Below are 12,409 nucleotides of genomic sequence, written 5' to 3'. Positions count from 1 at the left end.
CTGTTTTAATAGATTTTAAAAAAATTTAATTTTACTCAAAAAAAGAAGCATTATTTATAGATTTTCTTCTTTTATATTATGTCTACAGACAAACTAATAAATAATAGTGATCCTTTGAATCAACAAATCACTAATTATTTATCAATTCTATTAAATAAACGTTTATAAACCAATATTAAATGTTAATAATTTTAACAATTTGTTAATAGTATTCAGTAAATAAGAAAAGTAATATTTATAGTTTTACAGTCCAACAAATTATTAAAACAATTATGAAGCAATTTTACTTAAAGACACAGTTCTTTCTTGTAGCTGTATTTATTTTTTTAAGTTTTATTTCCAATGCTCAAGTTCCTGCTTATTATAACGGAACTAACATTAGCCAAACAGGAAATGCCTTAAAAACAAGCCTGTCAAATTTAATCATTTCAACCCATTCTACTTATTTGACTTATACCCCTGGAGTTTGGGATGCTCTGAAACAAACTGATTTAGATCCTAACGATCCTTCGAAAGTTTTACTGATTTATGGTTATAATGACAGTGATACTGATTTAACAAATGACCGAACCCGCTCCAAAGATAAAAATGGTGGAAACCAAGGGGACTGGAATAGAGAACATGTATTTCCTAGATCATTAGGAAATCCTAATTTAGGAAGTGAAGGCCCAGGAAGTGATGCACATCATTTAAGAGCCTCAGATGTAAATTTTAATGCAACTAGAAACAATTATCCTTTTGGTGCCGGGTCTGGAAATGCTAAATTAGTTAACAATATCTTCTATCCTGGCGATGAATGGAAAGGTGATGTTGCCCGTATGATTATGTACATGTATTTGCATTATGGTACGCAATGTCTTCCTAGTGTAGTTACTGTAAGCTCACAGAACTACAGTACTGACATGACCGATATTCTACTAGAATGGAGTGCAGAAGATCCAGTTTCCCAAGTAGAAATTAATAGAAATACAATATTAGAAGGAGTTCAAGGAAACAGAAACCCTTTTATTGATAATCCTGCTTTTGCGACAGCAATTTGGGGTGGGCCACAAGCTCAAAATAGATTTGATGGCAGTATTCAATTGGATACAGAAATTCCGTCTGTACCCGCTAACTTGGTTGCCACAAATACAACCGCATCAGAAACTACATTAACATGGGTTCAGTCTACAGATAATGTGGGCGTTTTAGGATACCGAATTTATAACGGAACAGTACAAATTGCTTCTTCTTCAACCCCTAGTTATGTTTTATCTGGATTAACAGCTAATACAAATTATACTTTATCCATAAAAGCATTTGATGCGGCTGGAAACATTTCAAACGCTAGTAATAACGTAGCTGTAAAAACTCTAGCTGGTACACCACCACCAACTCCAACTACTTCTGTTGTTTTCATGAACGAAATTCATTATGATAATGCAGGTACTGATGTAGGTGAAGGTGTTGAAATTGCTGGAACAGCTGGAACCGATTTAACGGGTTGGAGCATTATTCCTTATAACGGAAATGGTGGTGCATCTTATACTCCTGCAGGAAGTTTATCAGGTATAATTCCGAATCAGTCTAATGGATTTGGAACTGTTTTTGTATCTATAAATGGATTACAAAATGGAGCACCTGATGGCCTTGCATTAGTAAACAACTTAGGAAATGTAATTCAATTTTTAAGCTATGAAGGAATTTTTGCTGCTACTAATGGTCCAGCAAGCGGAATGACAAGTACGAATATTGGTGTTTCTGAAATTGGAACCGAAGCAGTAGGCTTATCATTACAGTTGAAAGGATCTGGAAATCAATACAGTGATTTTACATGGCAAACATCAGTTGCAAGCACGTATGGAAACATCAATAACGGACAATCATTCGCAATGGTTGCCGAGCCTCTTACTCCACCAACAAATTTAGTGGCAACTAATCTTACTGCAACTACTTCAACTTTATCTTGGACAGCAGGAACATCAAATGCTTCTTTTGAAATTTATAACGGAGGTACATTATTAGCAGCTACAACAGCCACTAGTTTTACTCTTACAGGTTTAACACCAAATACTACTTACGCCTTAACAGTGATTGCATTAGATGCTAATGACAACGCTTCAATAGCTAGTAATGTGGTTAGTATAACTACCTTAAATAATACTACACCTACTCCAGCTGGAGCTGTTTTTATCAACGAAATTCACTATGATAATGCAGGAACAGATGTTGAAGAAGGTGTTGAAATTGCTGGGCTTGCAGGGACCGACTTAACAGGATGGAAAATCATCCCTTACAATGGTAATGGTGGCGCTTCTTATACTCCAATAGGAAATTTATCAGGAACAATTCCAAATCAATTAAACGGATATGGAACAGTATCAGTTGCTATTCTAGGATTACAAAATGGTGCTCCTGACGGAATTGCTTTAGTAGATGCAACGGGAAAAGTCATTCAATTTCTAAGTTACGAAGGTGCTTTTACAGCGAGCAATGGTCCTGCTGCAGGAATGACAAGTACTGATATTGGTATTGCTGAGGCAAGTACTGCAACTGTTGGAAATTCACTGCAGCTTATTGGTAAAGGAACTAAATATGCTGATTTTACATGGGTAGCAGCACCAAGTACTTTTGGAAAACCTAACAAGGGAGAAAAATTTGGTGAATTAGTTTTTATCAATGAAATCCATTATGACAATGCGGGAACTGATACTGGTGAAGCAGTAGAAATTGCTGGTTACTCAGGAACTGATCTAACAGGGTGGAGCATCATTCCTTACAATGGAACAGGAGGAGCTAGCTATACTCCAACAGGAAATTTATCCGGAATTATCCCAGATCAATTAAATGGTTATGGTACTGTATCAGTAAGTATTGCTGGATTACAAAATGGTGCTCCTGACGGAATTGCATTAGTAGATGCTTCTGGAAAAGTTATTCAATTTTTAAGCTACGAAGGTACTTTTACTGCTACTAATGGTCCTGCTGCAGGAATAAAAAGTACGGATATAGGTATTGCTGAAGCAGGTACTGCGGCAATAGGAACTTCATTACAATTAACCGGAGTAGGATTTACTTATGCTGATTTTACTTGGCAAGCAGTCAATAATACTTTTGGAGCTATAAATAAAGGACAGTTTTTTGGTAATGCTTCTGATATACTGGTAGTTATTCCAATTGCTGAAGCTAGAGCAAAAACGGATGGAGAAATTGTAACCGTAACTGGAGTTTTAACCGTTTCTGACCAATTTGCAGGATCAGCTTACCTACAAGATGCTACAGGAGCGATAGCTGTTTTTGACAAATCGGTTCATGGAACTGGACTTTTTAAAATAGGAGATTCTATCACAATTACAGGAACTAGAAGTTCTTTCAGTGAACAAGTACAAATAAGCCCAGTAAGTGCGGTTACCAATAATGGATTACCTAATCAACCTATTGTGCCTCTTACTATCACTTTGAGTGAAATGGCAAACCACCCTGCTGAATTAGTTCGCATTGAAAACACGACTTTTCCTAAGCCTGGCGCCATGATGTTTGGTAATTCAAACACTGCTATTACGGATGCTAGTGGAACAGCTCAATTGAGAATCGATGCAGATGTAAATGATCTTACAGGTTTTGCGCAACCAGAAAATTGTTCAGAAATAATAGGTGTTGTGGGGAATTATTTTGCAACTCAACAACTATTACCTCGAATGAGAACAGACTTACCTTGTGCAAATAAATATGAACAAACTTGTAATGATTTAGCAATTTCAAAAGAAAAAACTTTGGATATCGCTACTTGGAACATCGCTTGGTTTGGTGATGAAACCAATTCGCCTGCAGCAGGAAACACCAACTCTGATGCCATACAAAAAGCGGCTGTCAAAAATGTTTTACAGCAATTAGATGCTGATATTTATGCTGTAGAAGAAATCTCTGATGATGCTTTGCTTGCTCAGATGGTTAGCGAAATGAATGATTACAGTTATGTTTTATCGGAGGCTACGTCATATCCTAATGATTTTAGTAGTCCAAAACAAAAAGTTGGATTTATTTATAAAAATAAAACAGTAACTCCGTTGAATACCAAGGTGCTTTTGAAAACCATTCATCCTTTTTATAATGGTGGCGATGTTTCAGCACTTGCAAATTATCCTGATGCTGATAAATCTAGATTTTTTGCAAGCGGTAGATTGCCATTTATGATGACTGCAAATGTTACAATTGATGGTAATCAAAAACAAATCAATATTATTAATCTTCATGCAAGAGCAAATACCAGTGGTGATGCGCAAAGCAAGTATGATATGCGTAAGTTTGATGTAGAAGTTCTAAAAGACACATTGAGTGCACAATATCCCGATGCAAACTTAGTATTACTAGGAGATTATAACGATGATGTTGACTATACAGTATCTGATGTAACAACTACAGTTTCAACTTATGAAGATTATGTAAATGACAGTTCTAATTTTAATGTACTTACTAAAACATTGAGTGAAGCTGGCTTTAGATCGTATGTTACTTATGAAAACATGATTGATCATATAACAGTTTCTAATGAACTTGCTCATTTATACATCAATGAATCCGCTAGAGTACATTATGAGTTTTACACCAGTGATTATACAAAAACAGCTTCGGATCACTTTCCAGTTTCTGTAAGATTGCAATTAAAAGAATTTACTCTTGACGCTAGCAGTGCAACAAATATTACTTGCAATGGCGAAGCTAATGGTACTGCTACTGTTTCTGTTTCAGGCGGAATTGCACCATACACCTATACTTGGAGTACTGATGAAATTACAAATACAAACTCCGTATATAATCTTGATGCAGGAACTTATACTGTAATTGTAAAAGATGCTTTAAACAATAAATTGACTGCTAATTTCATTATAACTGAGCCTTCATTGATTACTATTCCATCAACAAATGAGGTAAATGTATATTATGGTTACACTAATGCTTCCTGCACGACACTTTCTGCCGGTACAGTAACTGGAGGAGTATTACCTTATACATACCAATGGAGCAATGGAGCAACTACAAGTAGTATTGCAGTTTGTCCTACGGCAACTACTACATATACACTAATTGTGAAAGACGCTAACGGTTGTATATCTGCCACAGAAAAGATTGTCAATGTAATTGATGTGCGTTGTGGTAGTAATTCAAAAAATCCAAAAGTGGAAATATGTCATAACGGAAAAACAATTTGTATTGATGAAAATGCTGTTGCAAGCCATTTAGCCCATGGAGATAGTTTAGGTAATTGTGCATCAATAAATAAAGATTCAGTATCGATAACTGATGTAAATGTATTTCCAAATCCATTCGTAGAAAGTGTAGATGTAAGCATTAACATTTCTGAAAATACAAAGGTTGACTTTTTACTTTATAACTTCAACGGACAGATCGAAAAACAAAGCAGTCAAGAAGTTAAAGCTGGAAAATCAATTACAAAATTAGAATTATCAGAATTGAATAAAGGATACTATTTCTTGAAAATCGCTATAAATGGTAAAGTCAAAGATATCAAATACTTGATTAAACAATAATTTTTTATAAAGAGATAAAAAAATTCTCTCTATCCAATAAATCAACTATAGCCATCAAAAGTAATTTTGATGGCTTTTTTTTTGATCGGCTACAGCTATTATTTACATTTTAATTCTACTCCAACTTTTAAGAAAACAAAAAAGAATTATTTACATAATCTAAAACATTATTTGCAATCAAAAAATATTAGGTATTCTATATTGATTTAAAAAACAACTATCAATGTCCGCTTTTGTATTGAAATGACTAAACAAGATGCGCAAACTTATTATCTTTTTAATCTTAATCAGAAAGCATTTCGGCTTAAACCTATCAGGATTTTATACTTCCAGACTAGTAGGCGTTTCCATGAGAAACAGTAGTTATTCTCATATCCAAATGAAACAATAGCATCACCTTTTTTGCTGATGCAAAAGACAATAAAACAAATAGTACAACCTTAACACAAGAAAACACAAACAACTGTATATTAAATACTTAAAATAAAAAATATCAAAAAAAAGTATGTTTTTTGTACCGATGAAATAATTATTTGTTTAAATTTACAGTATTGGTTTAAACAGGCAGGAACACCTACTACCTCATCTTTTAAACTTGATATGTAAATTTCAAACCTACTTCTGAATTACAAAATTTACTATCCTAATTAACTAAAAAATCCGCCCCAGTAATTTTCTATTGTTTCTAATCTAGCATACCAATAATGGTCTGTTTATACTTAAAAAACATACGAAATGGGGAAGTACAAATACATACTGTTTTTTGACCAAATTGGTATTGATGCCATTGGTAAAGTTGGTGGCAAAAACGCCTCTCTCGGCGAAATGTACAATCAACTCAATCCAATAGGGATTCGTATTCCTAATGGGTTTGCAGTTACTGCTGAAGGATATCGTCTTTTCAGGAAAATGAATAATCTGGAAAAACCATTGAAGGATTTATTATTTTCATTAGATACACAACACTATTCCAATCTTTCTTCCATTGGAGAAAAAGCCAGAAGCCTTATTTTATCAGCTGCCATTCCGGACGAAATTCGGGATGAAATTTACGCTGCCTACCAATCCCTTAGTGAACAATCCAACAGCAATACCCTTGATGTGGCCGTGCGAAGCAGTGCTACCTCTGAAGATTTACCAACTGCGAGTTTTGCAGGCCAAATGCAATCGTTTTTAAACATCAACGGTGCTACACAATTATTGGATGCCGTTCATCGCTGTTTTGTATCCTTGTTTACAGATCGAGCCATCAAGTACCGTCATGACATGGGTTTTGCTGCATTAGACATTGCAATTTCTGTTGGCGTACAGCAAATGGTACGAAGCGATAAAGCTTCGTCCGGCGTAGCGTTTACCATTGATCCCGACAGCGGTTTCGAAAACACCATCATCATCAACGGGTGTTGGGGTTTAGGGGAAAATATTGTTCAGGGAACAGTGACGCCTGATGAATGGATGGTTTTTAAACCTACTTTAGAAAACCTGGATTTGAATCCCATTCTGAAAAGACAGTGCGGGAGAAAAGAATTCACAATGATTTATGCTGAAAAATCAGCAACCTCATCGGCAGAAAATACCATTATCAACACCGATACTTCTTTCGAAAAACAAAATCAGTTTTCGCTAACAAATAAAGAAGTTATTCAACTCTCTCAATGGTGTTCTAAAATTGAAAAACATTATAAAAAACCAATGGATATTGAATGGGCAAAAGACGGTTTGAATAACCAACTCTACATCGTTCAGGCCCGACCGGAAACCGTACATGGAAAAGCCAATAAACAAGTTCGGGAAATTTACAAACTCAAAGAAAAAAGCACGCTTTTGACGCAAGGAATTGCGCTTGGCGATAAAATTGCTTCCGGAAAAGCGCGTATTCTAAACAGTCCACAAGAAGGCAATTTATTGCAAAACGGGGAAATCATAGTAACCGATTTGACTAATCCGGATTGGGATCCCATCATGAAAAGAGCATCGGCAATTATCACCAATAAAGGCGGACGCACCAGCCATGCAGCGATTGTTGCCCGAGAACTAGGAACCGTTGCCGTTGTGGGTTGTGGAAACGCTACTTCTGTTATAAAAAATGGTCAGGAAATCACCGTTTCCTGTGCCGAAGGCAAAGAAGGAAACATCTATGACGGAAAATTGAAATGGGAAGTATCAGAACAGGATTTCAGCAAACTTGAAATGCCAAAAACAGCTCCCATGCTTATTCTTGCTGATCCCGAAAGAGCGTTTGAGTTAAGCCATTATCCCAATCAGGGCGTGGGTTTGATGCGAATGGAATTTGCCATTTCGAATACTATTAAAATTCATCCGTTGGCGTTGTGCGAACCTGAAAAAATAACAGATGAGAAAATTATTTCCGAAATAGCCGCAATGACAAAAGGCTATGAAGATCCTAAAAACTATTTCATTGATAAACTGGCTGAAGCTGTAGCAATTGTTGCCGCCGCTTTTTATCCAAAAGAGGTTATTGTTCGAATGAGTGATTTTAAAAGTAACGAATATGCCAACCTCATCGGAGGAAAATATTACGAGCCCGATGAGGAAAATCCCATGATTGGTTTCCGTGGTGCCTCGCGTTATTACAGTGATTTTTATCGAAAAGGGTTTGCTTTAGAATGCGAAGCCATGAAAAAAGTACGAAACGAAATGGGACTGCACAATGTAAAACTGATGATTCCTTTTTGCAGAACCGTTGAAGAAGGTGAAAATGTACTTACCGAAATGTCTAAAAACGGATTGGTGCAAGGTATTAACGGATTACAGGTATATGTCATGATTGAGATTCCGAGTAATGTATTACTGGCCGATGAATTTGCAAAACTCTTTGACGGATTTTCTATTGGTTCCAATGATTTAACGCAACTCACATTAGGTTTAGACCGCGATTCCGCACTGGTAAGTTATTTGTTCAGCGAAGAAAATCCTGCTGTCAAATCTTTAATTAAAGAAACGATTCGGGTGGCCAAACGTTTTGAAATAAAAGTGGGATTGTGCGGACAAGCTCCGAGCGATCTCCCCCAATTTGCGAAATTTTTAGTGAACGAAGGTATTGACAGTATCTCGTTTAATCCAGATGCTTTAATAAAAGGAATTGAAAATATTTTGGAAGCGGAAAAGAAAACAAAAAGAAAAATTCTAATGTAAATCGATTTAATTATGGAAGCAACATTCAAAAATAAAGTAGCCATCGTGACGGGAGGTTCCTCCGGAATCGGTAAATCTACTGCCTTGGCTTTCGCCCAAAAAGGAGCTAAAGTAGTTGTCGTGGATTGGATAGAAAACAGTGAAACGATGCGGCTTATCAAGGATTTAGGTACCGAAACCATTTTCATCAAATGCGATGTTTCAAAAACCGAAGACGTAAAAGCGATGGTTGAAAAAACTATAGCAACTTTTGGACGTTTGGATTATGCTTATAACAATGCAGGTGTTGAAGGAATATCCGCTATGACACAAGATTGCACCGAAGAAAACTGGGATCGAACCATAGGTATCAATTTAAAAGGAATTTGGCTATGCATGAAATATGAGATTCCCGAAATAGTAAAACAAGGCAAAGGAGCTATTGTGAACTGTGCTTCTGTAGCCGGATTAGTTGGATTCGCTGGTTTACCAGCTTATGTAGCCTCCAAACACGGTGTCATTGGATTATCAAAAACAGCAGCTTTAGAATGTTCTAAACTAGGAATCAGAATAAATGTTGTTTGCCCGGGAGTCATACAAACACCAATGATTGATCGACTTACCGGAAAAACGAAAGAAGGAATAGAACAATTTACAGGTTTAGAGCCAATAGGACGTTTTGGCAAACCCGAAGAGATAGCAAATGCAGTGGTCTGGATATGTTCAGACGAAGCTTCATTTGTAACTGGACATGCAATGGCAGTAGATGGCGGATTTGTCGCACAATAATTTTTGAGTTTTAATACCACTAAAAAATGTATAGAATGTATACTTACGAAGTAAATCTAAAATGGTCCGACAAAAGGAAAGGGATCTTAAGTTCTCCCGTTTTGCTTCAAAATATTGAAGTCGCGACACCTCCTGAATTCCCGAAAGGAATGGATAAAATTTGGTCTCCAGAGCACCTGTTTGTTGCTGCAATAAACAGTTGTCTATTAACTACTTTTCTGTCGATTGCCGAAAATTCAAAACTTCAGTTTATAAGTTTTGAGAGTAAATCGACTTGTATTGTCGATAAAATCAATGGGAAACATACCATAACCGAAATCATTCTTCAACCCAAACTCGTCATCCATTATTCCCAAAAACCAGAACGGGCAAAACATATTTTGGAGTTGAGTGAAAAGGCCTGTTTGATTTCAAATGCCATTAAAACAACCATTCGGTTAGAGCCAGAAATAATTATTGAGTATAATCTTGTTCCACTTGGCAATTCTTTCTAGAATAGTATTCAGAAAATATTTCCAAAAAAAACAGAGCATAATTATCCGTGTACTAGATTTCAATAGTAGCACAAGAGTAAAATAACGAGTCAAAAACTGATTCAAAAAAGATAATTCATGGATGCGAAAAAAGGACTTTTACTTTTATATCAAATGCTGCTCATTCGGCGATTTGAAGAAAAAGCTGCTGAGTTATACACTAAAGCCAAAATCAGAGGATTCCTGCACTTATACATTGGTGAAGAAGCCACAGCAGTAGGAATAATGCAGGCTTTAACTGATAATGATACTGTATTGAGTACCTATCGGGAACATGGTCATGCTTTGGCACGTGGCATTGATCCTGATGTAATTATGGCTGAAATGTATGGAAAAATAGAAGGCTGCAGCCGAGGTCGAGGTGGCTCCATGCACCTTTTTGATGCTTCAAAAAATTTTCACGGAAATAATTCTGTATTGAGTGGCAATCTTTCAATAGCTGTTGGAATGGCATTGGCATCCAAAAAACAAAAGAAAAATAACATTATCTGTTGCTTCTTTAGCGAAGATGACATTACCAAATGTGAATTTCAGGAGGCTCAGAATCTGGCGGCACTCTGGAAAGTTCCTGTTTTATTTGTCTGTGAAAATAACTTGTATGCTAAGGGCAACGCAGTCCGATATTCGCATACTGTAGTAGAATTAGAAAAAAAAGGCATTGCATCTTCAGCCGTTGATGGTATGAATTTAATAAAAGTAATGCAGGCTGCCAATGCAGCTGTAGAAAAAATAAAAAGTACCGGAAAACCCTGTTTACTGATTTGTAACACCTATCGTTTTAGAGCATACTCCATGTTTGATGTCGAATTATACCGTGCTAAAAAGAAAGTGGAGGAATGGAAAAGACGAGATCCGATTCCGCAATTCGAGCAGTTTCTTTTGCAACAACAATGGATTACGGAAAGTGAGATTGTTGGTTTTGAAAGTAAAATAAAAACAAAAATCCAGAAAGCACTGGATTTTGCCGAAGAAAGCGCTCGGGAACCATTAGAGCAATTGACAAAATTTGTTTACACCGAAATTTAAACTATAAACATTAAAATCAAAAAACACCATGAAAAACTTTACACTAAACTCATTGAAAGAAAACAGAATGGAAGACATCCAATTTTGTCAAAGTTGCGGTATGCCTCTTCATGCAGACAAACTAAAAGGAACCGAAAATAACGGTATTAAAAGCAATGACTATTGCAAGTATTGTTATGTAAACAGTGATTTTAAAAATCCGGAAATGAATCTGGACGACATGAAAAATGCTGTACAAACCTATATGGAAAAAAGAAAACTTCCCAGTTATATGATTCAAAAAGCCGTAAATATTTTACCCGCTTTAAAACGTTGGAAAAGCAAACAACAATAATCAATCCTTCTCATGAAAAGCAACATGGCCACACAATCCATCACCTATCGTGAGGCTTTGAATCAAGGCCTTCGCGAAGCATTGCAAAATGATAAACGCGTCTTTTTGATGGGCGAAGATGTGGGCCGCTATGGAGGAGCTTTTGCTGTAAGCAAAGGATTATTGCAGGAATTTGGTGAAGAACGCATTATGGATGTCCCACTTTTAGAAGCTGGTTTTGTTGGAGCCGGAATTGGAGCAGCAATGGCTGGTATGAAACCCATTATTGAAATAATGACAGTCAATTTCAGTTTATTCGCAATGGACCAAATCGTGAACAATGCGGCTACTTTACAGCACATGTCCGGCGGACAATTGAATGTTCCTCTAATTATACGAATGGGAAGCGGTATTGGACGCCAGTTAGGAGCACAACATTCGCATAGTTGGGAACCTTTTTATGCACACATTCCAGGATTAATTGTCCTATCAGTAGGAACGCATGAAGATGCGAGAAGTATGCTGTATGCCGCTCTGCAAAGTCCTGACCCTGTGTTATTGTTTGAATATACGATGCTGCTTAATCTCGAAAAAGAAATAGCGACTGACTTGCCAATTGCCTCTATTGCTAAAGCCAAAGTGTTACGAGAAGGAAAGGACATTTCGATTATCACTTACGGAACCGGAGTGTATAAAAGTTTAGAGGCTGCTGCCGAATTAGCTACCGTTGGGATTGATGCAGAAGTCATTGATTTACGTGTTTTGCGACCATTAGATGAGGCTACTTTCTTGGCTTCGATTGCCAAAACGCATCGGGTATTGATAGTAGAAGATGCTTGGCGCTCTGTGAGTATTTCCTCGGAAGTGAGTGCACGTATTATGGAAAACGGCTTTTATAATTTAAATACTCCTGTACAACGATTGTGTGGTATTGAAGTCCCTATTCCCTACCCTGCACATTTGGAAGAAGCAGCCATTCCTCAAAAAAATGATATCATAAGTGCCGTAAAAAAGATGCTTTATCGGAATTAATTTTTTTGATAAAAAGCACCAATTTGAGAAGCAACATAAGCATCCGTTTGCTC

General features: G+C 36.5%; 7 protein-coding genes. All 7 read left to right on the top strand.

Annotation, left to right across the window (positions count from 1 at the left end; genetic code table 11):
- Positions 1 to 272: 272 nt before the first annotated feature.
- The 7 genes from CLV00_RS09185 (at position 273) to CLV00_RS09155 (ending at position 12,356) form a co-directional block, all read left to right on the top strand.
- On the top strand, positions 273 to 5,528 hold the full coding sequence (locus CLV00_RS09185; protein WP_099714833.1) for an endonuclease: 5,256 nt from the start codon (positions 273 to 275) through the stop codon (positions 5,526 to 5,528).
- Between the two features lie 735 nt (positions 5,529 to 6,263).
- Complete coding sequence (gene ppsA / locus CLV00_RS09180; RefSeq protein ID WP_099714832.1) at positions 6,264 to 8,684, top strand: phosphoenolpyruvate synthase; 2,421 nt, start codon at positions 6,264 to 6,266, stop codon at positions 8,682 to 8,684.
- Positions 8,685 to 8,696: 12 nt separating this feature from the next.
- On the top strand, positions 8,697 to 9,452 hold the full coding sequence (locus CLV00_RS09175; protein WP_099714831.1) for an SDR family oxidoreductase: 756 nt from the start codon (positions 8,697 to 8,699) through the stop codon (positions 9,450 to 9,452).
- Between the two features lie 35 nt (positions 9,453 to 9,487).
- Positions 9,488 to 9,946 carry an OsmC family protein gene (locus CLV00_RS09170; RefSeq protein WP_233206876.1) on the top strand — a complete coding sequence of 153 codons (459 nt, stop codon included), beginning with the start codon at positions 9,488 to 9,490 and terminating at the stop codon, positions 9,944 to 9,946.
- 117 nt (positions 9,947 to 10,063) lie between these two features.
- Positions 10,064 to 11,011 (top strand): thiamine pyrophosphate-dependent enzyme, encoded by a 948-nt coding sequence (locus CLV00_RS09165; RefSeq protein WP_099714829.1) that lies wholly within the window; start codon positions 10,064 to 10,066, stop codon positions 11,009 to 11,011.
- Between the two features lie 28 nt (positions 11,012 to 11,039).
- Positions 11,040 to 11,345: a zinc ribbon domain-containing protein gene (locus tag CLV00_RS09160; protein WP_199074777.1), complete on the top strand. Its 306-nt coding sequence runs from the start codon at positions 11,040 to 11,042 to the stop codon at positions 11,343 to 11,345.
- Positions 11,346 to 11,357: 12 nt separating this feature from the next.
- The gene (locus CLV00_RS09155) at positions 11,358 to 12,356 is read left to right on the top strand and encodes an alpha-ketoacid dehydrogenase subunit beta (RefSeq protein WP_233206875.1); all 999 of its coding nucleotides are present in this window, start codon (positions 11,358 to 11,360) and stop codon (positions 12,354 to 12,356) included.
- Positions 12,357 to 12,409: the final 53 nt, after the last annotated feature.

The organism is Flavobacterium sp. 11, assembly GCF_002754315.1.
Taxonomy (GTDB): Bacteria; Bacteroidota; Bacteroidia; order Flavobacteriales; family Flavobacteriaceae; genus Flavobacterium; species Flavobacterium algoritolerans.
Note: the sequence above shows the minus strand (reverse complement) of the source record. Positions and strands in the feature narration are given on the sequence as shown.